Origin of the sequence: Desulfoluna sp., from assembly GCF_030145185.1 — a bacterium.
In the GTDB taxonomy this organism is placed as follows: Bacteria; Desulfobacterota; Desulfobacteria; order Desulfobacterales; family Desulfolunaceae; genus Desulfoluna.
Map to the genome: position 1 here is coordinate 41656 of NZ_JAQYWB010000006.1, position 23315 is coordinate 64970.

Below are 23315 nucleotides of genomic sequence, written 5' to 3' on the forward strand. Positions count from 1 at the left end.
CAAGCCGATAGATCCCAAGATGTACTCCGGCGTAAAGATTGCCCTGGCCTCTCCCGAGCAGATCATGCAATGGTCTCATGGGGAGATTAAGAAGCCAGAGACGATCAATTACCGTACGTTCAAGCCTGAGCGTGACGGCTTGTTCTGTGCCAAGATCTTTGGTCCCACCAAGGACTATGAGTGCAATTGCGGCAAATATAAGCGCATGAAGCACCGCGGTGTTGTGTGCGAAAAATGTGGTGTTGAGGTGATTCAGTCCAAGGTGCGTCGTGAGCGCCTGGCCCACATTGAATTGGCCACCCCCGTGGCCCATATTTGGTTTCTGAAGAGTTTGCCCAGTAAGATCGGCAACCTCTTGGACATCACCCTCAAAAACATGGAGAAGGTCCTCTATTTTGACAGCTACATCGTCACGGACCCCAAGGAGACCGGTCTCACCAAGTACCAGCTCCTCTCCGATGATAAATACATTGAAGCGTCCGAGCTTTATGGCAGAGAGGCGTTTGAGGTCGGCATCGGTGCCGAGGCGGTTCGAAAACTTCTCGAAGAGTTAAACCTCGAGCAGATTTACAACGATCTGCGTGAAGAGCTGAAAACCACCACCTCCCTGGCCAAGAAGCAGAAGCTCAGCAAGCGGCTGAAAATTGTCGACGCCTTCTACAACTCCGGTGTTGACCCGATCTGGATGATCATGAGCGTGGTGCCCATTCTTCCTCCGGATCTTCGCCCGCTGGTTCCTCTGGAGGGGGGGCGTTTCGCCACCTCAGATCTGAACGATCTTTATCGTCGGGTCATCAACCGGAACAACCGTCTGAGCCGTTTGATGGAGCTGAAAGCTCCTGACATCATCGTTCGGAACGAAAAGCGTATGCTCCAGGAGTCCGTGGACGTCCTTTTCGACAACGGCCGTCACGGCCGTGTGGTGACCGGCACCAACAAGCGTCCCTTGAAGTCTCTTTCTGATACGCTCAAGGGCAAGCAGGGTCGTTTTCGTCAGAACCTTCTCGGAAAGCGTGTGGATTATTCTGGACGTACTGTTATTACGGTGGGACCGAGCCTGCGTCTCCACCAATGCGGTCTGCCCAAGAAGATGGCTCTGGAGTTGTTCAAACCTTACGTGTATCATCGTCTGGAGAAGAAGGGGCTCGTTTCCACGGTCAAGAGCGCCAAGAAGATGGTGGAGCGCGAAGTCCCCGAGGTCTGGGATACCCTGGATGAGGTGGTGAAGGAGTATCCGGTGATGTTGAACCGTGCTCCCACCCTTCACCGCTTAGGTATTCAGGCCTTTGAGCCGGTTCTGGTGGAGGGCAAGGCCCTTCAGCTTCACCCCTTGGTCTGTACCGCCTTCAACGCCGACTTTGACGGTGACCAGATGGCGGTTCACCTTCCGCTTTCTATTGAAGCGCAGGTGGAGTGCCGTGTTCTGATGCTGGCCTCCAACAACACCCTCTCGCCTGCCAACGGTCAGCCGGTGATTGTTCCGACTCAGGATATTGTCCTGGGCCTTTACTATATTTCCCGTCAGGTGGCGGGTGCCCGTGGTGAAGGGTCGACGTTCGGCAGCTTTGACGAGGTTCGGACGGCTTATGACCACGGCGTGATGGGGCTTCATGCCTCCATTAAAGTCCGTATGGGGTCGTCCTACATGGAGACCACCGTGGGCCGGACTATTTTGTGGGACATTATTCCTTCCCATCCCGAGCTCAGCTTTCGCCGCATCGTGGTGAAGGATCGTGAAAAGGCTGAGACCATTCATGCCTCGCTCGTGTCTGGCACGCCTTTTGCCGATCTGGTTTCCCGTTCTGACTCGACTGACAGGAAGCGTGGCGGTGATATCGGGTACATGGATCACGAAGAGATGCGGAAGGTGTTCCGTCTGAATGACGACACCCTGGATGCCCTTTTTGCTCTGGAGATGGGGACGTTCAGTGAGGTGGTCGAAACCTCGAGCGGATACCACGTCTTTCATGTCACTAACCGGCGTCCGGGCATTCCTTTTGCCATGATCAACAAGGTCATGGATAAAAAAGCGTCCCGGGACCTGATCGACTTTGCGTATCGTTACATCAGCCCCAAGGCGACGGTGCTTCTCGCGGATCGCCTGAAGGACCTGGGCTACCGTTACTCCACCATTGGAGGCCTCTCCATTTCCATCGATGACATGGTGATTCCCGGCAACAAATGGGATATCATGCATGAATCCGAGGATAAGGTGCTGGAGATCAACCGCCAGTATGCAGAAGGTCTGATCACTCAGGGTGAAAAGTACAACAAGGTGGTGGATATCTGGGCCAAGGCCACGGACGACATCGCCAACGCCATGATGGATACCATGAGTGAACCCAAAGTGCCGGTTCTTCTCCCTGAAAAGGGGGAGCACGATATCCGTCTTGATACACGCAACGTGGACAACATCAACTCGATCTTTATGATGGCCGACTCCGGCGCCCGAGGGTCGAAAGACCAGATGCGTCAGCTGGCTGGTATGCGTGGCTTGATGGCCAAGCCTTCCGGGGAGATCATTGAGACGCCCATCCAGGCCAACTTCCGCGAAGGGCTTTCGGTGCTGCAGTATTTTGTCTCCACCCACGGTGCCCGTAAAGGTTTGGCGGATACGGCCCTTAAAACAGCCAACTCGGGTTACCTGACCCGTCGTCTGGCGGATGTGGCCCAGGATTGTGCGGTTATTGAGCCCGATTGCGGCACCACCATGGGGATTGAGGTGGAGGCCCTCATGGAAGGTGGTGAGGTCATTCAGCGCCTCGGTGAGCGTATCCTTGGCCGCACAACCCTGGAGAACGTCTACGACCCCTTTACCGATGAAGTGCTGGTGGAAGAGGGCGTCGAGATCGACGAAAAAATTCTTTCCATTATGGAAGATGCCGGGATCACCAGCCTTAAGATTCGTTCGGTTCTGACCTGCAAGACCCGCGGCGGGGTGTGTGCCAAGTGTTACGGTCGAGATCTCTCCCACGGCGATACCGTGGAGATCGGTCAGGCGGTGGGTATTCTGGCGGCTCAGTCCATCGGTGAGCCGGGGACCCAGCTCACCATGCGTACCTTCCATATTGGCGGGACGGCCAGTCGAAAGGTTGAAGTCGCAGAAATCAAGGCGCGAGTCGATGGCAACATCAAGTTCCTTGATGACCTGAAGGTGGTGAAGAACGAAGTCGGTGAGTTTATTGTCATGAACCGACGCGGCGGTGAATTTTCCATCGTCAACGACACCGGCCGTGAGCGTGAAAAGCATCACGTTATTTACGGTGCACACCTTATGGCACTGGATGGGGTGAGCGTTGAAAACGGACAGCTTCTCGCCTCCTGGGACCCCTTCACGGTTCCGATCATCACGGAAGTCTCCGGCAAGGTAAAGTTTGGGGACATTGAGTCGGGTAAGACGATGCAGGAAAAACTGGACCCCGTCACCGGGAAGTCCAGTCGTACCATCATCGAAAGCCGTCTGGGGGATGCGCGCCCTCGAATTTCCATTAAAGACGATGCCAACAAAACGGTTCAGCTGGGGGGCGGAGCACTGGCCCGCTACACACTGCCTGTTGAAGCGGTTATTCTTGTGGAAGAACACGATGAGGTCCGGGCGGGGCATATCATCGCCAAGCTGCCCCGTGCAACCACCAAGACCAAGGATATTACCGGGGGTCTCCCCCGTGTCGCCGAACTCTTTGAAGTTCGGAAGCCCAAAGAGACAGCGGTTCTGGCCCAGATTGACGGGTACGTTGCTATCTCCAAGGGGACCAAGGGCAAGCAGAAGGTCACCGTGACCAATGCGGAGGTCAACGAAAAACGTGAGTACCTGATTCCCAAGGGGCGTCATATTAACGTCTACGAGGGGGACTACGTCCGCGCCGGTGAGAAACTCACCGGAGGCAGCGAGAACCCGCAGGATATTCTCAACATCAAAGGGGAGGTGGCTCTGGCCAGCTACCTGGTGGATGAGGTTCAGCAGGTGTATCGACTCCAGGGTGTGCGTATCAACGACAAGCACATTGAGGTGATCGTTCGCCAGATGATGAAGCGGGTGAAGGTGACCGACTCTGGTGACTCCTCTTTTATTATGGAGGAGCATGTGGATCGTACCGATTTTGCCGATGCGAACCGAAGTCTCGTGGAAGAGGGCGCCCAGCCTGCACAAGGTGAGCCCTTGATTCTGGGGATCACCAAGGCCTCTCTCTCCACCGACAGCTTTATCTCCGCGGCATCCTTCCAGGAAACCACAAAGGTTCTCACCGAGGCCAGTATTCGTGGTAAGGTGGACACCCTGCGCGGTTTGAAGGAGAACGTGATCATGGGTCGATTGATTCCTGCCGGTACCGGGATTGATCGGTACCGAGACATTGAGGTCAAGAGCGACATGGAAGAGGTTGCTGAAGAGATCAACGTGATTGATCTTTAGAAAACAGGGCGGGTTTCCTGGGTTTTCTAAGGAAACCCGCCTTTGATACAAATAGGTAAGGAAAATAATTTCTTGACAGAACGGGATGGTATATGTATCATGCCGTATTTTGCGTTTTAGGAAAATGACAAACAATTAAAGGAGTTTGGTACGAAATGCCTACGATTAACCAGTTGGTCCGCAAAGGAAGAACGCGCGCACGAAAGAAGACCAGCACGCCAGCCCTGATGGGTGGACCTCAGAAGCGTGGTGTCTGTACTCGTGTGTATACTTCGACTCCGAAAAAACCAAACTCAGCACTCAGGAAGGTAGCCAGGGTTCGACTCACCACAGGTGTGGAGATCACTGCCTATATCCCCGGAATTGGTCATAACCTTCAGGAACACTCTGTTGTTCTTGTTCGTGGTGGTCGAGTGAAAGACCTTCCCGGTGTCCGTTACACGATTGTAAGGGGTACCCTTGATACGCTGGGTGTGGAAGACAGAAAACAGAGTCGCTCCAAGTACGGAGCTCGCAAGCCGAAGTAAGATGACTCTCCATCTGAATCGATAACCAAGATTTGTCAAAAGAGTGAGAAGCTATGCCAAGAAGAAGGGAAGTCCCCCATAGACCGGTTATGCCCGATCCTCGATACAACAGTGAGCTTGTCTCACGTTTCGTGGCGGCCATTATGCTCGATGGGAAGAAAAGTACCGCTGAGAAGATTTTCTATGGCGCTTTTGATATCATCAAGGAGAAGAGCGGTCAGCCTCCCCTTGAAGTGTTTGAAAAAGCCCTTGAAAATGTTCGTCCGGCCATTGAGGTGAAGTCTCGCCGGGTCGGGGGATCCACGTATCAGGTCCCCACCGAGATCCGTCCGTCACGTCGCCGGGCCCTGGCTATTCGCTGGGTGATCGAGTATTCCCGCAAGCGCTCCGAAAAATCTATGGCAGCCAAGTTGGCCGCTGAGATGATGGATGCGTCCGGTAACCGCGGTGCTTCTGTTAAGAAGCGCGAAGATACCCACAAGATGGCAGACGCAAACAAGGCATTCGCTCACTACAGATGGTAATCCGGATCCAATTTTATCGCGACCGATTGCACTGTGTGAATGAAGCCCGCTTTATGTCATCCTGTCACTAAGGAAACCTTTATCGTATTCCGGCCCGCCAGGCCGGAGGAGGAAACAAACCACCATGGCAAAAGAAAAATTTGAACGCAACAAACCGCATGTAAACGTTGGTACCATTGGTCACATTGACCACGGTAAGACCACGCTCACCGCTGCGATTACCAAGCAGAACGCCCTCCGAGCCGGAACCGCCGGTGCCATTGCCTTTGACGAGATCGATAAGGCACCGGAAGAAAAAGAGCGCGGCATCACCATTGCAACCGCACACGTGGAGTACGAGACTCCCAATCGACACTATGCTCACGTCGACTGCCCTGGTCACGCTGACTACATTAAAAACATGATCACTGGTGCCGCCCAGATGGACGGCGCGATCCTTGTTGTGTCCGCAGACGACGGTCCCATGCCCCAGACCCGTGAGCACATCCTGCTCGCTCGCCAGGTGGGTGTCCCCCGCATTGTTGTGTTCCTCAACAAGTGCGATATGGTGGACGACGAAGAGCTCATTGAGCTCGTTGAAATGGAACTCCAGGAGTTGCTCTCCAAGTATGAGTTCCCCGGTGACGACACACCGATTATCCGCGGCAGCGCCCTGCGTGCTCTGGAAGCTGACAGCCACGAAGACGAAGCGGCCAAGTGCATCTTCGAGCTCATGGATGCCTGCGACAGCTTCATCCCTGAGCCCGAGCGCGACACGGACAAAGACTTCCTCATGCCTATTGAGGATGTTTTCTCTATCTCCGGTCGTGGCACCGTCGTGACGGGTCGTATCGAACGTGGCGTGGTTCACACCGGTGATGAAGTGGAACTCGTAGGGATTCGTCCTACGTCCAAGACCGTTTGTACCGGTGTTGAGATGTTCCGCAAGCTTTTGGATGAAGGCATGGCTGGCGACAACGTGGGCCTTTTGCTTCGCGGCACCAAGCGTGAAGAGGTCGAGCGTGGTCAGGTTGTGGCCAAGCCCGGTTCCATTACGCCCCATACCAAGTTCAAAGCAGAAATTTATGTCCTCTCCAAAGAAGAAGGCGGCCGTCATACCCCGTTCTTTAAAGGCTACCGCCCCCAGTTCTTCTTCCGCACTACTGACGTAACCGGTATTCTTGGTCTCCCTGAAGGTGTTGAGATGATCATGCCCGGCGACAACACCGCCATTATTGCTGAACTGATTCACCCTATCGCCATGGAAAAAGAGCTTCGCTTTGCAATTCGTGAAGGTGGGCGCACTGTTGGCGCAGGTGTAGTTTCTGAAATTATCGAATAGGTAGGAAATCAAATCATGATGATCAATACCAAGATCAGGATCAGGCTCAGGGCATATGACCACAGGCTTCTCGACAAATCAGCACTTGATATTGTTGACACCGCCAAGAAGACGGGCGCAAAGATTTGCGGACCCATTCCGCTGCCCACACGTATCAATAAATTCTGCATTCTTCGCTCACCCCACGTGAACAAGAAGTCACGTGAGCAGTTTGAAATCAGAACCCACAAGCGTCTGCTGGACATCCTTGAACCGACTCAGCAGACCGTGGACGCTCTGATGAAGCTGGATCTTTCACCTGGTGTCGATGTAGAGATTAAACTGTAGTTAAGGGGTATATTACCAATGAGTAGAGGACTTTTGGGTAAAAAATTGGGGATGACAGGCGTCTACTCCTCAGACGGGAGGTACATCCCCGTCACTGTAGTACAGGTAGGCCCCTGCGTCGTAACTCAGATTAAGACCGTGGACACGGACGGGTACAATGCCGTTCAGCTCGGATTCGGAGATAAAAAAGCCAAGCACACGACCAAGCCCCTCCAGGGCCATTTCGCCAAGAGTGGCGAGAGCTTTTTTTCCGACGTTCGTGAATTTGAAGTGGCTAACCCAGCCGAGTATGCCCTGGGTCAGCAGATCACCGCTGAGATGTTTGCAGTGGGTGAACTTGTTGACGTAACCGGTACCTCCAAGGGTCGCGGTTTTTCAGGGACAATCAAGCGTCACGGATTTTCTCGTGGGCCTGAAACCCACGGTTGTCGTAACCATAGAGCCCCTGGCTCCATTGGTTGCAGTGCCTGGCCTGCCAAAGTTTTTAAAGGAAAGAAGCTTCCCGGACAGTACGGCGGCGTCAGAAAGACCGTTCGCAACCTGATCGTAGTGGATATCCGCGCAGAAGAGAATGTGGTCCTGATTCAGGGTTGCATCCCCGGCGCGAAGTCCGGTCTCGTTGAGATCAAGAAGCCGAAGTTTGGCAAGTAAACGATGAACATCAACGTGTGTCCAACCGCAGAAACCAAGCGAAGTGGATGCATGAAAATAAAAAACGAGGGAAGTTATGGCTGTCGTTGATGTACTGAATGTTACAGGAGATAAAGTGTCGCAGGCTGAACTTGCGGACGATATCTTCAATGTAGCCGTAAAAGGAAGTGTCCTTCACGAAGTGGTCAAGATGCAGCTGGCCAACCGGCGTGCCGGGACTGCATCCGTTTTGGGCCGCTCCGATATTACCGGTAGCACCAAAAAGCTTTACCGACAGAAGGGTACCGGCAACGCCCGTTCCGGCTCCGTGAAGTCTCCTCTGCGTCGTGGAGGGGGGGTGACCTTCGGTCCCCAGCTCAAGAGCTGGGCCTACAAAGTGCCCAAGAAGGTCCGCCGACTCGCTCTGAAAATGGCTCTTTCAAGCCGTTTCCAGGGGGAAAACCTGATGGTGGTCAACACCTTCGGTCTGGAAGAGATCAAGACCCAGTCCGTTGTAAAGGCGCTTGCTGATCTGAAAATTGAGAACGCACTGATTGTGACGGATGCGGAAGATATCAACTTCGAGCTTTCATCGCGCAATATCAAAGGCATCAAGGTGATTCGTACCGAGGGCCTTAATGTGTATGATATTCTCAAGTACAAGACGCTGCTCCTGCTCGAGTCTTCCATTAAGGGAATCGAAGGGAGGCTGTCAGCATGAACACATTCGATATCATTATCAAGCCGTTAAATACGGAAAAGACCACCATTCAGAAAGAGACGCTGAATCAGGTATCTTTTGAAGTTGCTCCGAAGGCCAACCGGATTCAGATCAAGAAGGCTGTCGAGAAGATCTTCAAAGTCGGCGTGGAAGATGTCCGCACGATCGTCGTGAAGGGCAAGGTCAAGCAGAAAGGCAAAATCGTCGGAAAACGCAAAGACTGGAAAAAGGCGATTGTGACGCTGGTGCCTGGAAGTACCATTGAATTCTTTGAAGGTGTATAGACCGGGAGCGATAAATGGCAGCAATTAGAAAAACCAAACCGACATCACCTGGCCGCAGGCACCAGGAATATTCGACGTTTGAAGGGATTACCACCGACAAACCCGAAAAAAGTCTGCTGCGGCCTCTGACGAAAAGCGGCGGTCGTAACGTGAACGGCCGGATTACTTGCCGTCACAAGGGTGGTGGTCATAAGAGACATTACCGGGTCATCGACTTCAAGCGTGATAAAGTCGGGATCCCTGCAAAAGTAGCTACGATTGAGTACGATCCCAACAGAACCGCACGGATCGCTCTCCTTCATTATGTCGACGGCGAGAAACGGTACATCCTGGCCCCCATCAACTTGAATGTGGGTGATCAGATCATGTCCGGCGCCGAGGCTGATATTAAGCCCGGGAACTGCCTCCCCCTGGAGAACATTCCCCTGGGTACTCAGATCCACAATATTGAGCTCAAGGTTGGCAAAGGCGGGCAGATTGTTCGCGGTGCCGGCACCTTTGCTCAGCTTATGGCCAAAGAAAAGGCCTATGCGATGGTTCGGCTTCCCTCCGGTGAAGTACGTATGGTTCTTGCCAAGTGCAAGGCGACCATCGGGCGACTTGGAAACACAGAGCACAGTAGCATCAACAAGGGCAAGGCAGGCCGGACCCGTTGGTTGGGCGTTCGTCCCAGCGTGCGTGGTGTGGCTATGAACCCTGTTGACCATCCCATGGGTGGTGGTGAAGGACGCTCTTCCGGCGGCCGTCACCCTTGTTCTCCCTGGGGCGTCCCTTCTAAAGGGTATCGTACCAGAAAGAATAAGACCACCAATCGCTACATCGTGAAGCGGCGCACGAAATAACAGGTTCACGTAAAAGCATGTACGGGTAATTGAAAGTTTAAGAACAGGAGACAAAATGCCACGTTCGCTTAAGAAAGGGCCGTTTGTTGATGCAAAGCTTGTCAAGAAAGTGCTCTTGGCTCAGGAAAACCGATCCAACCAGGTCATCCAGACGTGGTCGAGACGATCTACCATTTTTCCCGAAATGGTCGGTTTGACACTTGCAGTACACAATGGTCGAAAGTTTATTCCGGTATTCGTTACTGAGAATATGGTAGGACATAAACTGGGGGAATTCTCACCGACACGCACCTACTGGGGGCATGCGGCTGATAAAAAGACCAAGGGCAAATAGCGCCCCGCAACCTTTAAGTAGAGGATGATTTACAATGGAGGTAAAAGCTGTAGCAAGGTATGTGCGAATTTCTCCTCGGAAGGTGCGAAAGATCGTAGGCGCCGTGAAGGGGAAGCCCGTCGAGACGGGTATTAATTCGCTCAAATTTATGCCTCAGAAAGCTGCTGCAATCGTCGTAAAGACTCTGCAGTCAGCTGTTGCCAACGCCGATCACAACAACGAGCTTGACGTTGACGCGCTCTTTATTAAAAATATCACTGTTGATCAGGGGCCGAGTCTGAAAAGATTTAGGGCCAGAGCGCGCGGCAGAGGATCACGCATTCTGAAGAAAACCAGTCACATCACAGTCGTCGTGGCTGATGAGGCGTAACCAAAAGGAGATAATAAGTTGGGCCAGAAAGTAAATCCAATAGGACTTAGACTCGGAATCAACAAGACCTGGGATTCCCGCTGGTACGCCGACAAGCAGTATGCGGATTTCGTCATGGAAGATTTCCAGATTCGCAAGTTTCTCAAAAAGCGACTGTACCATGCCGGTATTTCCAAGGTAGAGATTGAACGATCCTCTAAGAGGATCCGGCTCCGCATTCACACTGCCCGTCCGGGGATTGTTATCGGAAAGAAGGGTTCCGAGATTGGTCTTTTGAAGACCGATCTGGTGAAGCTCATCTCCTCTGGTGGTGATAAACGTGATGTGATGATCGATATTCAGGAGATCAAACGCCCTGAACTCGATTCTCAGATGGTGGCGGAAAACGTGGCTCTCCAGCTGGAGCGTCGTGTTGCTTTCCGTCGTGCCATCAAACGTTGCGTTTCCTCGGCCATGCGTTTCGGTGCTTTGGGCATCAAAATTATCTGTGCCGGCCGTCTCGGTGGTGCAGAAATGGCTCGTACCGAATGGTACCGGGAAGGCAGGGTTCCCCTTCATACCCTCCGTGCGGATATCGACTACGGTTTTGCCGAAGCCCATACGACCTATGGGATCATTGGCATCAAAGTGTTTATTTTCAAAGGAGAGATCCTGAACAAGGATTAATTTTGCCTTGTTTTGTCAGGATAATGAAGGAGTTTCCAAATGCTGAGTCCTAAAAAGGTCAAATACAGAAAACAGCAGCGTGGAAGAATGACGGGGAAAGCCTATCGTGGCTCTTCCCTCAGCTTCGGTGAGTTTGGGCTTCAGGCCCTGGAGTGCGGGTATGTCAACGCACGCCAGATTGAGGCCGCCCGAATTGCCATGAACCGCCACGTGAAGCGTGGTGGGAAGATGTGGATCCGGATTTTTCCGGCCAAACCCATCACTAAGAAGCCTGCCGAAGTCCGAATGGGTAAAGGTAAAGGTTCCACTGAGGCATGGGTCGCTGTTGTTAAACCCGGTAAGGTTCTTTATGAACTTGAAGGCGTTCCCAGAGAGCTGGCTCGTGAAGCGATGCGTCTTGCTTCCCACAAGCTGTCCATAAAAACTCGATTTGTTGAGAGGGGCGACTACTAATGAAGATCCAAGATATTCGTGCCATGGGCAAGGACGATCTGAAGGCAAAGCTTCAGGACCTGAAGGAAGAGCACTTCAACCTGCGCTTTCAGCATGGTGTCGGTCAGCTTGAAAAGACCTCCACACTGAAAAATGTGCGCAGAGACATTGCCAGGGTCGAGACCGTCATTCGGGATAACTGAACTTTCTAAAGGTAGAGAATAGTTAGCGCTATGAAAAAACGAGGAATGAAAAGACAGCTGCAGGGAACTGTGGTGTCCGATAAGATGGATCGAACCGTCGTCGTTCTTGTTGAAAGGTTGGTTAAGCATCCTATTTACAAGAAGTATATCAAGCGCCATAACAAATATGCAGCCCACGATGCTGAAAACGCTTGCGGGATTGGCGACAAAGTGGTCATCTGCGAATGCAGACCGCTGAGCAAAAGCAAACGGCACCGCGTGAGTAAGATTGTTGAAAAGGCGGTTTGATAAAGAAGGAAGACAACGATGATTCAGACAGAAACTAGATTGACCGTGGCAGACAACTCCGGTGCCAAGGAGCTGTACTGCATCAAGATATTGGGCGGTTCCAAAAAGCGATATGCAGGTGTCGGCGACATCATCGTCGTGTCTGTCAAGGAAGCCATTCCCAACGCCAAAGTGAAAAAGGGCGATGTGATGAAGGCTGTGATTGTACGCACGAAAAAAGCCATCAAACGTGCCGATGGTTCCTATATTCGTTTTGATGAGAACTCCGCGGTACTGGTTAATCAGAACCAGGAGCCTATTGGAACTCGTATTTTCGGCCCGGTTGCAAGGGAGTTGAGGGCAAAGCGGTTTATGCGTATCATCTCACTGGCTCCTGAAGTACTTTAATTCCGGAAAAGATCCCGGTCGCTATTTTGGAGACGAACGATGAACAGTGAAAAATCTCATATCCGACGAGATGATAAAGTTAAGGTTCTTACCGGAAAGGACAGGGGCAAGATTGGAAAAGTCCTCAAAGTCATCCGGAAAGAAAACCGGGTTGTTGTGGAGAACATCAACAAGGTGAAACGACACCAGAAGCCTAACTTCAAAAATACCCAGGGTGGTATTATTGAATCTGAGGCACCGATTCACCTTTCTAATGTTCAATTGATGTGTAACCACTGCCTCAACCCCATCCGAATAAAGATGAAGGTCTTGGAAGATGGTAAGAAGGTTCGTGTTTGCAGAAAATGCAATGAAACCATCGAAGCTTAGGGCCGAGGCGGAGGATGTAAATGTCAGACATTAAGAAACAGTATCAGGAAGAAGTTGTTCCCAAGCTGATGGAAGCCTTCGGGTATAAAAACCTCATGGAGGTTCCCAAGGTTGAGAAGATCGTTTTGAACATGGGTTTGGGCGAAGCCATTAAAAATGGTAAGCTCCTCGATTCGGCTGCGGCTGAGTTGGCGACCATTACAGGTCAGAAACCCGTCATTACCAAAGCGAAGAAGTCTATCGCGGCGTTTAAGCTGCGTGAAGGCATGCCCATCGGATGTATGGCGACTCTACGGAAAGAGAAGATGTGGGATTTCCTTTATAGGTTGATCAACATCTCTCTTCCTCGTGTTCGTGACTTCCGTGGTATCTCCGGTAAGGCTTTTGACGGCAGAGGCAACTACTCTTTGGGCGTTCGTGAGCAGATTATTTTCCCTGAAATCGATTACGATAAGATTGATCAGATCAAGGGCCTGAATATCACGATCGTGACCACTGCTAAGAACGACTCGGAAGGCAAAGAGCTTCTTAAGCTCCTTGGGATGCCTTTTCGGAATTAGAGGAACAAGATCTGACTTCATGAAGGGGGCGTAAGGGAGACCGAGTCCCCATAAGGGAAGTCTGCAAGGAGAAAGCTGTGGCGAAGAAATCAATGATGGTGAAGGCCGAACGCAAGCCCAAGTTTAAAGTCCGTGCGAACAACAGATGCCCGATGTGCGGGAGGCCCAGGGCTTTTATGCGAAAGTTCGGTATCTGCCGTATCTGTTTCAGGAACCTTGCATCGCACGGCAAGTTACCCGGTGTTACTAAGTCGAGCTGGTAGGACAGACCTACCCTCGATACTGGTATAAACCTTTACAGTACTATTCAACGGAGTAAATCATGACGATGAGTGATCCTATTGCGGACTTGCTGACACGCATCCGCAATGCCGGCAAAGCCAAGTTCCCCCATGTCGATATCCCCGGATCTAAAATTAAGATCGAGATCGCGCGGGTTCTTCAGGAACAGGGCTTCATTAAGAACTACAAGTTTGTTGAAGACGGAAAGCAGGGCATGCTGAGGCTGTACCTTAAGTATGATCAGGAAGGTACCCACGCCATTTTCGGAATCACCAGAGTGAGCAAGCCCAGCCGACGCGTGTATGCCAAGCACAAAGAACTTAAGCCGGTGCTCAATGGACTCGGCGCGGCCGTGGTCTCAACCTCCAAGGGTGTCATGACCGATAAGCAGGCCAGATCGGAAAAACTTGGCGGAGAGATTCTCTGCAATATTTGGTAGCAAGGGAGTGACATAATGTCTCGAATTGGAAAAAAGCCCATTGTGCTGCCTGAATCCGTCAAGGCTGCCTATGTGGGAAGAAAACTTGTAGTAGAGGGCCCTAAAGGCAAGCTGGAACAGGAGATTCATCCTGTTGTGGACCTGAAGATTGAGGACAACGTCATATCCGTTGAAATCATCGACAATGTTCGTGATGCGGGAGCGTATCACGGGATGGTCCGAGCCATTGCCGCCAACATGGTGACCGGCGTCAGCACGGGATTTGAAAAGGCCCTTGAGGTCAATGGTATCGGCTACAAGGTTGAAGTCAAAGGTCAGACGGTCATCCTGAACGTCGGATACTCACACGCTGTCAGCTATGAGCTTCCCAAGGGCATCACTGCCATTGTGGCGAAGAATATTCTCAAGATTGCCGGTGCCGACAAGCAGATGGTGGGCCAGGTTGCCGCCAACATCCGTGACGTTCGTCCTCCCGAGCCTTTTAAAGGCAAGGGGATCAAATATGTCGACGAGCACATCCAGAGAAAAGCTGGGAAGACAGGAAAATAATAAGACTGACATTGTGTCACCAGCTATGGTGCCGGCGGGATCTGACTCATTGGGTCCCGTCAAGTTTCAGCTTATCATATACAGGATAAAGATATGGGTACTACAAACTCTCGCAAAGAGAAGCGACTCAAAAAAAAGATCAGGATCCGTAAGAAAATTATCGGAACTCAGGAACGTCCTCGTCTCTGTGTGTTTCGCAGCGCCAAGCATATCTATGCGCAGCTTGTTGACGATTCAGCCGGTGTGACACTTGCATCTGCGTCTACCGTCGACAAGGGCTACAGCGCCGTAGAGGGTGGCGACAAGTCTGCCAAGGCCAAGTTGGTCGGCAAACTTGTAGCGGAAAGGGCTATGGAAAAAGGTGTAAATAGCATCGTTTTCGATCGCAGCGGTTACATCTACCATGGTCGTGTCAAGTCCCTTGCTGAAGGGGCTCGAGAAGCAGGACTTGAATTTTAATCTGAAGGAGGCGTCCTTTGTTTAAGAAAGACACAGAAGATAACGGATTGATTGACAAGGTTGTCTATATCAACCGCGTTGCCAAGGTCGTCAAGGGTGGTCGCAGATTCAGCTTCAGTGCCATTGTTGTCGTTGGTGATGGAGCGGGAAGCGTCGGCTACGGACTCGGCAAAGCCGGTGAGGTCCCCGAAGCCATTCGTAAAGGTGTGGAAACCGCCAAGAAGAATATGGTCAAGGTAAACCTGGTGAACGGAACGATTCCCTCTGAGGTAATCGGGAAGTTCGGCGCCGGTCGCGTGATGCTCAAGCCCGCGTCTGAAGGTACTGGCCTCATCGCCGGTGGTGCGGTTCGCGCCGTCCTCGAAGCGGTGGGTGTTCACAATATTCTGACCAAATGCATGGGTTCCAACAACCCCCATAACGTAGTCAAAGCTACCATTGCAGGCCTGAAAGCTAATCAGAGCCGAGCACAGGTGGCCCGACGCAGGGGTCTGAGACCTGAAGATCTGTAATCGGGGGAGTTAGCAAATGTCACAGAAGCTGAAAATCACTCTTGTCAAAAGTATGATCGGCCGACCCGAGAAGCACCGTAAGGTACTCAGAGGCATGGGCCTGACCAAGATGAACAAAACAGTAGAGCTGGAAGACACCCCCTCTATTCGGGGCATGGTCACCAAGGTCGTTCATCTTGTGAAAGTTGAGGAGAACGCCAATGAAGCTTAATGAACTGTCACCGGCCGAAGGCTCGGTAAAAGCGCGCAAGCGTATTGGCCGTGGTGTGGGATCCGGTTGGGGTAAAACCTCTGGCCGTGGTACCAAGGGCTTTAAAAGTCGCTCCGGCGGCAATGTCCGTCCCGGGTTTGAAGGCGGTCAGATGCCTATCCACCGACGGTTGCCCAAACGTGGTTTTACCAATATTTTCAAAAAAGAGTTTGCCATTTTGAACATCAAAGACCTTGTTCGTTTCGAAGACGGACAGGTCGTGGATGAGGCGGCTCTCGTAGCGGTTGGTCTTGTAAAAGGTAACCGGGACGGCATTAAGATCCTTGGAAACGGGGATCTCACCATGAAACTCACGATCAAAGAGTGTCTGGTGTCCAAGAGTGCCCGAGAGAAAATTGAAGCAGCAGGTGGAACAGTAGAGGCCTAAGACCATATGACGACCAGTGGATTCCAGAACCTATTCAAACTGCCGGAACTGAAGAAGCGGATCGTGACCACCCTGATGCTGTTGCTTGTCTACCGCATCGGTGTGCACGTTCCCACACCCGGGATCAATGCCGATGCACTTGCCGATATTTTTTCTAAATATGGCGGGGGCATCGTGGGCATGTTCAACATGTTCTCCGGGGGCGCCCTGGAGCGCCTCTCGGTCTTTGCCCTGGGTATTATGCCCTATATCAGTGCATCCATCATTCTTCAATTGATGACCGTGGTGGTACCCCACCTTGAGCAGTTGAAGAAAGAAGGGGAGCAGGGACAGAAGAAAATCACTCAGTACACACGGTATGGTACGGTGCTTCTGAGCGTGATCCAGGGCTTCGGTATCAGTGTGGGCCTGGAAGCCATGCATGTTGTGGGGCACCCCGGTTGGGGGTTTCGCATTATGACTGTCATTACCCTGACGGCCGGTACGGCTTTTATCATGTGGCTGGGTGAGCAGATTACCGAACGCGGCATCGGCAATGGGATTTCTCTCATTATCTTTGCAGGCATTATTGCCCGCATGCCTTCCGCGGTGATCAGCACGTTCCGGCTCATTTCTTCAGGTGAAATGAACTTGTTCAGCGCCTTGCTGCTTGTTGCCATGATGGTCTCTGTTATGGGCTTTATTATCTTCATGGAGACGGCTCAGCGCCGCATCCCCGTGGAGTACGCCAAGCGCGTTGTGGGGCGTAAGGTCTACGGGGGGCAGAGTTCGCATCTACCCCTGAAGATCAACACCTCGGGTGTCATTCCGCCCATCTTTGCTTCGTCCATCATCGTTTTTCCGACGACCATCGCGTCGTTTTTTCCGCATATTCCGGTGATGAATACGATCAGTAACCTGATGGCGCCAGGCAGCCTGCTCTACTCGTTAATCTTTGTTGGATTTATTGTTTTCTTCTGTTTCTTTTATACCGCCATCCAGTTCAACCCTACGGATGTTGCGGAGAACATGAAGAAAAATGGTGGATACATTCCAGGTATTCGACCTGGCAAGCGTACTGCCGACTACATCGACCGTGTGTTGACCCGCATTACGGTCGTGGGAGCTGTTTACGTCTCTGCTATCTGTGTCCTTCCGACGATACTGATAACCAAGGCGCATGTTCCCTTTTATTTTGGTGGCACAGCACTGCTGATTGTCGTGGGTGTTGCCATCGATACTGTGGCCCAGATGGAATCGCATCTTGTGATGCGGAATTACAGCGGATTTCTGGGTGACGGGAAAGCGATAAAAGGTCGACGTTAATTTCTAAAACGTATGTGGATGCACAACCCTTTCGCCTTCCTCTTGTGGAGGGCGGCTAAAAAAGGGTTGTTATCCATTTGCGAGTGTAGTATCACATCATGCTGGTTTTGTTTTGTTTCGTGGCCACCTCTCCATGGGACTGCCGGTTGAGTTGCAATGTTAAGATACTCGATATTTGGATATCATTCGTAAGGTAAACTCTGCAATCTGGTCGAAAGCGGTGTGAGCCGTTTAACCCATTGGACCAGACAGATGCAATTATCGTGGGAGGAGAGTTATGGCAAAGGAGGAACCCATTAAAGTACAGGGGACTGTACTTGAGACTTTGCCCAACGCAATGTTTAAAGTGGAACTGGAAAACAAGCATCAGATCCTGGCTCACATTTCGGGTAAAATGCGAATGCATTTTATCAAAATTCTGCCTGGGGACAAGGTGACGGTAGAGCTGTCACCTTATGACTTGACCAGAGGAAGAATCACCTACCGATCCAAGTAGGTATCCTTACGATATTTGAAGGATAAGACGAGGGAGTATAACCCATATGAAAGTCAGAGCTTCAGTAAAAAAAATATGTCCTAAGTGCAAGGTTGTACGTCGTCACGGCGTTGTACGGGTTATCTGCGAAAACAAACGCCATAAGCAGAGACAGGGATAGAGGAGGTTAAATTTTGGCAAGGATTGCAGGGGTAGACTTACCCAGAAAAAAAAGAATCGATATCGCATTGACCTACATCTTTGGTGTGGGCCTTTCCACTTCTAAAGATATTCTTGGGAAGAACGATATTGACCCGAGTACCAATACTCAGGATTTAACCGAATCTGACGTCAACCTTATCAGGAAAACAATTGACGCAGATTGTCGTGTAGAAGGCGAGCTTCGCACCGAGATCTCCATGAACATCAAGCGTTTGATGGACCTGGGTTGCTACCGCGGACTTCGTCATCGTAAATCCCTCCCTGTCAATGGACAGAGAACCAAAACCAATGCACGTACCCGCAAAGGCCCCAGACGAGCTGCTGTCAAGAAGAAGAAGTAAGTGCAGCTTGGGACACCTGGTCACGATTAAAGGAGGCTTTTAAGCGTCATGGCGAAGACACGCGCAAGACAGAAGAAAAAGGTCAGAAAGAATATATCAAGTGGAGTGGTTCATATCCAGTCCACATTTAACAATACCATTGTCTCTGTTACCGACACCAATGGTAACGTTATTTCTTGGTCCAGTGCCGGCATGCACGGCTTCAAAGGATCCCGGAAGAGCACCCCTTTTGCTGCACAGCTTGCGGCAGAAGATGCGGCCAAAAAGGCTCAGGAACACGGCATGAAAACCGTGGAAGTTGAGGTGAAGGGACCCGGAGCTGGTCGAGAATCCGCTCTTCGTTCTCTTCAGGCAGCGGGCTTTGTGATTACCAAGATCAGGGACGTTACCCCTGTGCCTCATAATGGCTGTCGCCCCCCGAAAAAGAGAAGAGTTTAAAAAAGATTATTTGGAATGATACGATATATATTTTGAGTATCAAAGGAGGAGGATTTGGCTAGATACAGGGGTTCCGTCTGCCGTCTCTGCAGACGCGAAAACATGAAACTTTTCCTTAAGGGCGATCGGTGCTACTCAGACAAGTGCAGTTTTGATCGTCGCAGCTATGCACCTGGTCAGCACGGCCAGCGTCGCAGCAAATTTTCCGATTACGGTATCCAGCTGCGGGAAAAGCAAAAAGTAAGACGCATTTACGGTGTTTCCGAAAAACAGTTCCGTATTATTTTCAAAAAAGCGGATCAGAAGAAGGGAATTACCGGTACCAACCTGCTTCAGGCTTTGGAATGCAGACTTGACAACGTTGTTTACCGACTCGGTTTTGTCAACTCTCGTACTCAGGGTCGTCACTTTGTCCGTCACGGACATTTTCAGGTGAACGGTCGCAAGGTGGATATTCCTTCATGCCTTGTCAAAAAAGATGATGTGGTTGAGATCCGTGAGAAGAGCAAGAAGGTTCAGTTTGTTCAGGATGCCATTGACGCCGTTGTTCGCAGAGGCGTGCCCCAGTGGCTGGAACTTGACAAAGATAACATGAAAGCCAGAGTTGTAAATCTTCCTGTACGTGAAGACATCACCCTGCCGATTCAGGAACAGTTGATCGTCGAGCTATACTCCAAGTAGTGGAGCATATTAACGTGAGCATACTGTTGTTCTTGGCACAATTCTGGAGATCAATATGACATCAAACGAAATGATATACAGGAACTGGCGTGAGATGATCAGCCCGGACAAAGTTCTTTTGTCCGGCAGCTCAACTTACGGTAAGTTTGTATGTGAACCTCTTGAAAGGGGATACGGTATTACCATTGGTAATACCCTCCGGAGGATCATTCTTTCATCCCTTTATGGTGCCGCCGTTGTGTCGGTCAAAATTGAGGATGTATTGCATGAGTTCTCTCCGATCCCCGGGGTTCTTGAGGATGTCTCTGAGCTGATTCTCAACGTCAAAGAGATTAAGTTGAAGGTGGATGACACCGAAACGCGGGCACTGGAGCTAAGGGCCGAAGGTCCGGGTGAAGTGTTTGCGGGAGACCTCATCAGTCCCGATGGCCGGGTGGAGATACTCAATCCTGAGCTTCATCTTGCGACCCTGAACGAAGGGGGCAAGCTGAACGTGGATTTCACCGTTAAGGTGGGTCGTGGGTATGCTTTGGCCAGGGATAATAAAGACGAGGACGCACCGGTCGGAACCATCGCCATCGACTCCGTCTTTTCTCCCATCAAGAAGGTCAATTACACGGTTTCCAACTCCCGTGTGGGTCAGAAAACTGACTATGACAAGCTGACCCTTGAGGTGTGGACGGACGGCAGCCTGCTTCCAGAAGATACTGTGGCGTATGCTGCAAAGATCATTAAGGAGCAGATGAGTCCTTTCATCAACTTTGATGAGGATATCGAGCCTGAACACGACAGCGTCAGTGAAGATGGTGGGGACAGAGATTTCAATGAGAACCTCTACAGAAATGTAGATGAACTTGAACTCTCGGTACGAAGTGCCAACTGCCTCAAAAATGCCGACATCATCAAGATCTATCAGCTTGTTCAGAAAACGGAAGCCGAAATGCTCAAAACAAAAAACTTCGGTCGCAAGTCTTTGAACGAGATCAAAGAGGTCTTGACTGAGATGGGGCTTTCCCTCGGACTGAAACTTGACGGTTTCAATCCGAAGGAGGAAGACGGAGCTGAAGGGGAGTAAGACGAAATGAGACATAAAAAAGCAGGCGTTAAGCTGGGCAGAACCTCTGCCCATCGTAAGGCGATGTTTCGTAATATGGTGACCTCTCTGTTCAAGCATGAGAGGATCAAGACCACCGACGTGAAAGCCAAAGAGTTACGTCGTTGGGCTGATAAAATGATCACTCTGGCCAAGCGTGGAGATCTTCACGCCCGACGTCAGGTGATGGCTGTTATTATCGAAAAAGACGTGGTGCACAAGCTTTTCGAAGAAGCTCCTGCACGCTTCGGCGGTAAAAACGGCGGATACACCCGAGTGACCAAAATCGGTTTTCGTGCCGGTGACGCAGCGTCGATGGCTATTGTGGAGTTTACCGCTCCCAAGGTCGAAGCCTCTGCAGCAACTGACGCGTAAAATCGGGGAGGGCTTTGCCCTTCCGGTCTCTGCATGAGCAGTTAGTAACAGCCAAGGAGCATTTGCTCAGGAGGTGGCTGTGACCTGTTGCACATAAAAGCCCACGGCATTTCATGCCGCGGGCTTTTTTTGTTCTCTTTTCACCGAAGGCTCTAAGGCCTGTGGCGACGGGCTATGCCGTTCGTTTTTTGTTGCGATACAGTGCCTTGTCGGCATGCTTCAGCAGGGAGGGATAGCTGTGGGACTTTTCGACCTGCAGGGAGGCGATCCCGTAGCTGATCTGCTGGTAAAGCGTGTGGCTATTGATGGCGATGGGGGTTGACGCCATCTCCTCCTGAATACGCAGCATCATGGACTCGGCCTGTGACACGGGGGTCTCTGGAAGAACCAGGACAAATTCGTCTCCGGCGAAACGGCAGAGGATATCGCTTTCCCGTGTATAGCGAGAGAGGATTTTGGCTACATCCATGAGCACTTTATCCCCCGCATCGTGGCCGTATTGGTCGTTGACGAGCTTGAATTTGTCGAGATCGATAAAGGACACAGAGAGCTCCCTGTTGTAGCGTATGGCTCGATTGAACTCTTGCTTCAGGGCATGTTCCATGGATCGCCGGTTGAGCAGTTCGGTCAGGGGGTCGTTGAAGGCGAGGAGCCGTAATTTTTCGTGTGCCGTGACATTGGAGAGGCACAGGGAGAACTTGAGGGCGAGTTGCGCGAGAAGGACAGGATCGAGTTCGGGTGAGAATCGGTCAGCCGTGACATCTCCCTGGTTGAGGCAACCGATGATATCCCCGTCCAGACTGATGGGAGCCACTGACATGGAGCGAATCAGCCAGTTGCTTTTCTTGGGGATTAAAGCGCGGTAGGTGCTGATATCTTCGTTGATGAGGGTGGGGGTGCTGCCGGTCCCTAGAAGGCCCTGGAATTGGGAGCGTGTTGTGAGGTTGACGCGCTCAGGAAGTAGCTCCGAAGAGCCGAACGCCTTGAGCAGAAGCCTCGATGTGTCGCTGCCTTCAACCAAAGTAATCCAGACATATGGAATGCTGAACTGTTTTGATATTTCCGAAAGAAGGGTTTCGAAGAGATCTTTGAAATTTAGGATTGTCAGGATTTTTGCTTCAACTTTGTTGAATTTACGAGATGTTATTTCGTTTTCCCTGACTCGATTTAGGAGTTGTTGGAATGTCAGCATATGCCTAATTTTTACGATGGGTTATTAAAAAAAATAAAAGAAGCTTAAAAAAAATAGTTTAAATCCGATAATAAAGTCAAGAGAATAGATATAAACGCCTTAAAGCGGGGGTACGAGGGCATGGTCGTCAGGGAGAGCGGATTTTCCGGAATTGCCGAGAAATACAAGAAGAAGCAACTGAAGGATTTGAAGGAAGAAGAGATTTTGACCGATATCTTCCAACTTCTTGAAGGGGTTTCGGTACGAGAAAAGGAAATCAGCTGGGCGAAGCGACGTATCAAGGACCTGGAGCGTGAGAAAAAGGGCGAGAGTAAGGTCGGGCGGACTCGTTCCGCCATGTGGGCCATCCGCGGGTTTACGATCGAAAATCGGCTTTACGTGAAAATGGCGGGGGAATTTGATTACAAAGGGGCCAAGCAATTCTCAAATCATATTCTTTCGGTTCTGGACTCGTTGCGCAGTGGCTGCGATGTCATTGTAGATGTCAGTCGCATCCAGGAGAATGGAGACAAAAAGAATGCGTTTCATATCCGAAAAGTGGCCTGTACCCTGGAGCAACTGAATGTGTCTCGAATCATTTGTATTGCAGATGGGCTCCCCAAGCCTGTCAAGGAGAGAGTCAACGCTATTTTTGAAGAGATTGGCCTGACGATTCTGGAGGTTCCTACCTTGGATGCTGCCTCCGACCTCTTGAGAAAAGAGAAACATCATTTGCGGGTTTGATGAGTCTTCGTCTTCGGTTTCGGCCCCGTGATTTATTTTGATTCCTGTGATGACGCACAATACTTAAGCTGACATGGTCAGTACTCCATGACCGGTTTTTTTAGTCGAAGGATCAGGCCGCTTGGGATGCTCCCTGTTCACCGTAAAGCCGCTCGTTTCTATGGGCCTCCCCCTTCATTTCTTACCCTTTGGGTTCCTCCTTGTTTTTCTTGTAATTCAGAGGATAAGGTACTACAACCGGAAGGTGACCAGGCGGATGATCTCTTCCGTTTATCCTTTGAACGGACCTTTTGTCAGCCCGGAAAACGTAACGATCGAGTGGGGTGCGACGCCATTGGACTGTAGTCTGTGTCCGTTGACGCCGACCCAGTGGCGATAAGTATAAGCAAAAAAGG

At 51.1% G+C, this 23315-nt stretch carries 35 protein-coding genes; 34 read left to right on the forward strand and 1 reads right to left on the reverse strand.

The features are described from left to right. Positions 1 to 19 precede the first annotated feature (19 nt). The 33 genes from rpoC (at position 20) to rplQ (ending at position 21005) form a co-directional block, all read left to right on the forward strand. Entirely contained in the window at positions 20 to 4411 is a 4392-nt protein-coding gene (rpoC, locus tag Q1Q75_RS02785; protein WP_300667563.1) for a DNA-directed RNA polymerase subunit beta', read from the forward strand. 155 nt (positions 4412 to 4566) lie between these two features. Then, complete coding sequence (gene rpsL, locus Q1Q75_RS02790; protein ID WP_300667487.1) at positions 4567 to 4938, forward strand: 30S ribosomal protein S12; 372 nt, start codon at positions 4567 to 4569, stop codon at positions 4936 to 4938. 53 nt (positions 4939 to 4991) lie between these two features. Continuing rightward, the gene (gene rpsG / locus Q1Q75_RS02795; RefSeq protein ID WP_300667488.1) at positions 4992 to 5462 is read left to right on the forward strand and encodes a 30S ribosomal protein S7; all 471 of its coding nucleotides are present in this window, start codon (positions 4992 to 4994) and stop codon (positions 5460 to 5462) included. A 124-nt stretch (positions 5463 to 5586) separates the two neighbouring features. After that, the gene (gene tuf / locus Q1Q75_RS02800) at positions 5587 to 6783 is read left to right on the forward strand and encodes an elongation factor Tu (protein ID WP_300667489.1); all 1197 of its coding nucleotides are present in this window, start codon (positions 5587 to 5589) and stop codon (positions 6781 to 6783) included. An 18-nt stretch (positions 6784 to 6801) separates the two neighbouring features. Next, positions 6802 to 7110, forward strand: coding sequence for a 30S ribosomal protein S10 (gene rpsJ / locus Q1Q75_RS02805; protein WP_180138952.1), 309 nt, complete (start codon positions 6802 to 6804; stop codon positions 7108 to 7110). A gap of 18 nt (positions 7111 to 7128) precedes the next feature. Further along, positions 7129 to 7761: a 50S ribosomal protein L3 gene (gene rplC / locus Q1Q75_RS02810; RefSeq protein ID WP_300667490.1), complete on the forward strand. Its 633-nt coding sequence runs from the start codon at positions 7129 to 7131 to the stop codon at positions 7759 to 7761. 76 nt (positions 7762 to 7837) lie between these two features. Next, positions 7838 to 8461, forward strand: a complete 624-nt coding sequence (gene rplD / locus Q1Q75_RS02815; protein ID WP_300667491.1) for a 50S ribosomal protein L4 — start codon at positions 7838 to 7840, stop codon at positions 8459 to 8461. Next, positions 8458 to 8745: a 50S ribosomal protein L23 gene (locus Q1Q75_RS02820; protein ID WP_300667492.1), complete on the forward strand. Its 288-nt coding sequence runs from the start codon at positions 8458 to 8460 to the stop codon at positions 8743 to 8745. Before rplD ends, Q1Q75_RS02820 begins: the two co-directional genes overlap by 4 nt. Before the next feature lie 14 nt (positions 8746 to 8759). After that, positions 8760 to 9587, forward strand: a complete 828-nt coding sequence (gene rplB, locus Q1Q75_RS02825) for a 50S ribosomal protein L2 (protein WP_300667493.1) — start codon at positions 8760 to 8762, stop codon at positions 9585 to 9587. A gap of 55 nt (positions 9588 to 9642) precedes the next feature. Beyond that, a complete protein-coding gene (gene rpsS, locus Q1Q75_RS02830) occupies positions 9643 to 9921 on the forward strand; it encodes a 30S ribosomal protein S19 (protein WP_300667494.1) in 279 nt (92 codons plus the stop codon). A gap of 34 nt (positions 9922 to 9955) precedes the next feature. After that, on the forward strand, positions 9956 to 10291 hold the full coding sequence (rplV, locus tag Q1Q75_RS02835) for a 50S ribosomal protein L22 (protein ID WP_300667495.1): 336 nt from the start codon (positions 9956 to 9958) through the stop codon (positions 10289 to 10291). A gap of 18 nt (positions 10292 to 10309) precedes the next feature. Continuing rightward, positions 10310 to 10957, forward strand: coding sequence for a 30S ribosomal protein S3 (gene rpsC, locus Q1Q75_RS02840; protein ID WP_300667496.1), 648 nt, complete (start codon positions 10310 to 10312; stop codon positions 10955 to 10957). A 39-nt stretch (positions 10958 to 10996) separates the two neighbouring features. Next, the gene (rplP, locus tag Q1Q75_RS02845) at positions 10997 to 11410 is read left to right on the forward strand and encodes a 50S ribosomal protein L16 (RefSeq protein ID WP_300667497.1); all 414 of its coding nucleotides are present in this window, start codon (positions 10997 to 10999) and stop codon (positions 11408 to 11410) included. Beyond that, the gene (gene rpmC / locus Q1Q75_RS02850; RefSeq protein WP_300667498.1) at positions 11410 to 11592 is read left to right on the forward strand and encodes a 50S ribosomal protein L29; all 183 of its coding nucleotides are present in this window, start codon (positions 11410 to 11412) and stop codon (positions 11590 to 11592) included. Before rplP ends, rpmC begins: the two co-directional genes overlap by 1 nt. Positions 11593 to 11637: 45 nt before the next feature. Continuing rightward, the gene (gene rpsQ, locus Q1Q75_RS02855) at positions 11638 to 11880 is read left to right on the forward strand and encodes a 30S ribosomal protein S17 (protein ID WP_300667564.1); all 243 of its coding nucleotides are present in this window, start codon (positions 11638 to 11640) and stop codon (positions 11878 to 11880) included. Between the two features lie 18 nt (positions 11881 to 11898). After that, positions 11899 to 12267 (forward strand): 50S ribosomal protein L14, encoded by a 369-nt coding sequence (gene rplN / locus Q1Q75_RS02860; protein ID WP_092214380.1) that lies wholly within the window; start codon positions 11899 to 11901, stop codon positions 12265 to 12267. 39 nt (positions 12268 to 12306) lie between these two features. Continuing rightward, positions 12307 to 12636: a 50S ribosomal protein L24 gene (rplX, locus tag Q1Q75_RS02865; RefSeq protein WP_300667499.1), complete on the forward strand. Its 330-nt coding sequence runs from the start codon at positions 12307 to 12309 to the stop codon at positions 12634 to 12636. A 20-nt stretch (positions 12637 to 12656) separates the two neighbouring features. Then, positions 12657 to 13196, forward strand: a complete 540-nt coding sequence (gene rplE, locus Q1Q75_RS02870) for a 50S ribosomal protein L5 (protein WP_300667500.1) — start codon at positions 12657 to 12659, stop codon at positions 13194 to 13196. A 77-nt stretch (positions 13197 to 13273) separates the two neighbouring features. Beyond that, positions 13274 to 13459 (forward strand): type Z 30S ribosomal protein S14, encoded by a 186-nt coding sequence (locus Q1Q75_RS02875; RefSeq protein ID WP_092214376.1) that lies wholly within the window; start codon positions 13274 to 13276, stop codon positions 13457 to 13459. 59 nt (positions 13460 to 13518) lie between these two features. Beyond that, the gene (gene rpsH / locus Q1Q75_RS02880) at positions 13519 to 13917 is read left to right on the forward strand and encodes a 30S ribosomal protein S8 (RefSeq protein WP_300667501.1); all 399 of its coding nucleotides are present in this window, start codon (positions 13519 to 13521) and stop codon (positions 13915 to 13917) included. A gap of 15 nt (positions 13918 to 13932) precedes the next feature. Beyond that, complete coding sequence (gene rplF / locus Q1Q75_RS02885) at positions 13933 to 14466, forward strand: 50S ribosomal protein L6 (protein ID WP_300667502.1); 534 nt, start codon at positions 13933 to 13935, stop codon at positions 14464 to 14466. A 93-nt stretch (positions 14467 to 14559) separates the two neighbouring features. Next, complete coding sequence (rplR, locus tag Q1Q75_RS02890; protein ID WP_300667503.1) at positions 14560 to 14925, forward strand: 50S ribosomal protein L18; 366 nt, start codon at positions 14560 to 14562, stop codon at positions 14923 to 14925. A 17-nt stretch (positions 14926 to 14942) separates the two neighbouring features. Next, positions 14943 to 15437, forward strand: a complete 495-nt coding sequence (gene rpsE, locus Q1Q75_RS02895; protein ID WP_300667504.1) for a 30S ribosomal protein S5 — start codon at positions 14943 to 14945, stop codon at positions 15435 to 15437. A gap of 16 nt (positions 15438 to 15453) precedes the next feature. After that, positions 15454 to 15648 (forward strand): 50S ribosomal protein L30, encoded by a 195-nt coding sequence (gene rpmD, locus Q1Q75_RS02900; protein WP_300667505.1) that lies wholly within the window; start codon positions 15454 to 15456, stop codon positions 15646 to 15648. Next, positions 15638 to 16075, forward strand: a complete 438-nt coding sequence (gene rplO, locus Q1Q75_RS02905) for a 50S ribosomal protein L15 (protein ID WP_300667506.1) — start codon at positions 15638 to 15640, stop codon at positions 16073 to 16075. The genes rpmD and rplO overlap by 11 nt, the downstream gene beginning before the upstream one ends. Positions 16076 to 16081: 6 nt before the next feature. Further along, positions 16082 to 17380, forward strand: coding sequence for a preprotein translocase subunit SecY (secY, locus tag Q1Q75_RS02910; protein WP_300667507.1), 1299 nt, complete (start codon positions 16082 to 16084; stop codon positions 17378 to 17380). A gap of 277 nt (positions 17381 to 17657) precedes the next feature. Next, positions 17658 to 17876, forward strand: coding sequence for a translation initiation factor IF-1 (infA, locus tag Q1Q75_RS02915; protein ID WP_092214362.1), 219 nt, complete (start codon positions 17658 to 17660; stop codon positions 17874 to 17876). 46 nt (positions 17877 to 17922) lie between these two features. Then, a complete protein-coding gene (rpmJ, locus tag Q1Q75_RS02920; protein WP_092214360.1) occupies positions 17923 to 18036 on the forward strand; it encodes a 50S ribosomal protein L36 in 114 nt (37 codons plus the stop codon). A gap of 13 nt (positions 18037 to 18049) precedes the next feature. After that, a complete protein-coding gene (rpsM, locus tag Q1Q75_RS02925; RefSeq protein ID WP_300667508.1) occupies positions 18050 to 18418 on the forward strand; it encodes a 30S ribosomal protein S13 in 369 nt (122 codons plus the stop codon). Between the two features lie 48 nt (positions 18419 to 18466). After that, complete coding sequence (gene rpsK / locus Q1Q75_RS02930; RefSeq protein ID WP_092214356.1) at positions 18467 to 18856, forward strand: 30S ribosomal protein S11; 390 nt, start codon at positions 18467 to 18469, stop codon at positions 18854 to 18856. A gap of 54 nt (positions 18857 to 18910) precedes the next feature. Further along, positions 18911 to 19537: a 30S ribosomal protein S4 gene (gene rpsD / locus Q1Q75_RS02935; RefSeq protein ID WP_300667509.1), complete on the forward strand. Its 627-nt coding sequence runs from the start codon at positions 18911 to 18913 to the stop codon at positions 19535 to 19537. Positions 19538 to 19592: 55 nt separating this feature from the next. Then, positions 19593 to 20612 carry a DNA-directed RNA polymerase subunit alpha gene (locus Q1Q75_RS02940; RefSeq protein ID WP_366945143.1) on the forward strand — a complete coding sequence of 340 codons (1020 nt, stop codon included), beginning with the start codon at positions 19593 to 19595 and terminating at the stop codon, positions 20610 to 20612. Between the two features lie 6 nt (positions 20613 to 20618). Next, positions 20619 to 21005: a 50S ribosomal protein L17 gene (rplQ, locus tag Q1Q75_RS02945; RefSeq protein WP_300667510.1), complete on the forward strand. Its 387-nt coding sequence runs from the start codon at positions 20619 to 20621 to the stop codon at positions 21003 to 21005. Positions 21006 to 21177: 172 nt separating this feature from the next. On the opposite strand, the gene Q1Q75_RS02950 is transcribed toward rplQ, so the two are convergent. Beyond that, a complete protein-coding gene (locus tag Q1Q75_RS02950) occupies positions 21178 to 22026 on the reverse strand; it encodes a GGDEF domain-containing protein (protein ID WP_300667511.1) in 849 nt (282 codons plus the stop codon). Positions 22027 to 22317: 291 nt separating this feature from the next. Between Q1Q75_RS02950 and Q1Q75_RS02955 the strand changes: the two genes are divergently transcribed. After that, entirely contained in the window at positions 22318 to 22920 is a 603-nt protein-coding gene (locus tag Q1Q75_RS02955; protein ID WP_300667512.1) for a hypothetical protein, read from the forward strand. Positions 22921 to 23315 lie beyond the last annotated feature (395 nt).

What these genes read in the sequence shown, in the direction of transcription:
- rpoC (WP_300667563.1), top strand. Translation starts at nt 20, where the DNA reads ATGTACTCCGGCGTAAAGATTGCCCTGGCCTCTCCCGAGCAGATCATG.
- rpsL (WP_300667487.1), top strand. Translation starts at nt 4,567, where the DNA reads ATGCCTACGATTAACCAGTTGGTCCGCAAAGGAAGAACGCGCGCACGA.
- rpsG (WP_300667488.1), top strand. Translation starts at nt 4,992, where the DNA reads ATGCCAAGAAGAAGGGAAGTCCCCCATAGACCGGTTATGCCCGATCCT.
- tuf (WP_300667489.1), top strand. Translation starts at nt 5,587, where the DNA reads ATGGCAAAAGAAAAATTTGAACGCAACAAACCGCATGTAAACGTTGGT.
- rpsJ (WP_180138952.1), top strand. Translation starts at nt 6,802, where the DNA reads ATGATCAATACCAAGATCAGGATCAGGCTCAGGGCATATGACCACAGG.
- rplC (WP_300667490.1), top strand. Translation starts at nt 7,129, where the DNA reads ATGAGTAGAGGACTTTTGGGTAAAAAATTGGGGATGACAGGCGTCTAC.
- rplD (WP_300667491.1), top strand. Translation starts at nt 7,838, where the DNA reads ATGGCTGTCGTTGATGTACTGAATGTTACAGGAGATAAAGTGTCGCAG.
- Q1Q75_RS02820 (WP_300667492.1), top strand. Translation starts at nt 8,458, where the DNA reads ATGAACACATTCGATATCATTATCAAGCCGTTAAATACGGAAAAGACC.
- rplB (WP_300667493.1), top strand. Translation starts at nt 8,760, where the DNA reads ATGGCAGCAATTAGAAAAACCAAACCGACATCACCTGGCCGCAGGCAC.
- rpsS (WP_300667494.1), top strand. Translation starts at nt 9,643, where the DNA reads ATGCCACGTTCGCTTAAGAAAGGGCCGTTTGTTGATGCAAAGCTTGTC.
- rplV (WP_300667495.1), top strand. Translation starts at nt 9,956, where the DNA reads ATGGAGGTAAAAGCTGTAGCAAGGTATGTGCGAATTTCTCCTCGGAAG.
- rplP (WP_300667497.1), top strand. Translation starts at nt 10,997, where the DNA reads ATGCTGAGTCCTAAAAAGGTCAAATACAGAAAACAGCAGCGTGGAAGA.
- rpmC (WP_300667498.1), top strand. Translation starts at nt 11,410, where the DNA reads ATGAAGATCCAAGATATTCGTGCCATGGGCAAGGACGATCTGAAGGCA.
- rpsQ (WP_300667564.1), top strand. Translation starts at nt 11,638, where the DNA reads ATGAAAAGACAGCTGCAGGGAACTGTGGTGTCCGATAAGATGGATCGA.
- rplN (WP_092214380.1), top strand. Translation starts at nt 11,899, where the DNA reads ATGATTCAGACAGAAACTAGATTGACCGTGGCAGACAACTCCGGTGCC.
- rplX (WP_300667499.1), top strand. Translation starts at nt 12,307, where the DNA reads ATGAACAGTGAAAAATCTCATATCCGACGAGATGATAAAGTTAAGGTT.
- rplE (WP_300667500.1), top strand. Translation starts at nt 12,657, where the DNA reads ATGTCAGACATTAAGAAACAGTATCAGGAAGAAGTTGTTCCCAAGCTG.
- rpsH (WP_300667501.1), top strand. Translation starts at nt 13,519, where the DNA reads ATGACGATGAGTGATCCTATTGCGGACTTGCTGACACGCATCCGCAAT.
- rplF (WP_300667502.1), top strand. Translation starts at nt 13,933, where the DNA reads ATGTCTCGAATTGGAAAAAAGCCCATTGTGCTGCCTGAATCCGTCAAG.
- rplR (WP_300667503.1), top strand. Translation starts at nt 14,560, where the DNA reads ATGGGTACTACAAACTCTCGCAAAGAGAAGCGACTCAAAAAAAAGATC.
- rpmD (WP_300667505.1), top strand. Translation starts at nt 15,454, where the DNA reads ATGTCACAGAAGCTGAAAATCACTCTTGTCAAAAGTATGATCGGCCGA.
- rplO (WP_300667506.1), top strand. Translation starts at nt 15,638, where the DNA reads ATGAAGCTTAATGAACTGTCACCGGCCGAAGGCTCGGTAAAAGCGCGC.
- secY (WP_300667507.1), top strand. Translation starts at nt 16,082, where the DNA reads ATGACGACCAGTGGATTCCAGAACCTATTCAAACTGCCGGAACTGAAG.
- infA (WP_092214362.1), top strand. Translation starts at nt 17,658, where the DNA reads ATGGCAAAGGAGGAACCCATTAAAGTACAGGGGACTGTACTTGAGACT.
- rpmJ (WP_092214360.1), top strand. Translation starts at nt 17,923, where the DNA reads ATGAAAGTCAGAGCTTCAGTAAAAAAAATATGTCCTAAGTGCAAGGTT.
- rpsK (WP_092214356.1), top strand. Translation starts at nt 18,467, where the DNA reads ATGGCGAAGACACGCGCAAGACAGAAGAAAAAGGTCAGAAAGAATATA.
- Q1Q75_RS02940 (WP_366945143.1), top strand. Translation starts at nt 19,593, where the DNA reads ATGACATCAAACGAAATGATATACAGGAACTGGCGTGAGATGATCAGC.
- rplQ (WP_300667510.1), top strand. Translation starts at nt 20,619, where the DNA reads ATGAGACATAAAAAAGCAGGCGTTAAGCTGGGCAGAACCTCTGCCCAT.
- Q1Q75_RS02955 (WP_300667512.1), top strand. Translation starts at nt 22,318, where the DNA reads ATGGTCGTCAGGGAGAGCGGATTTTCCGGAATTGCCGAGAAATACAAG.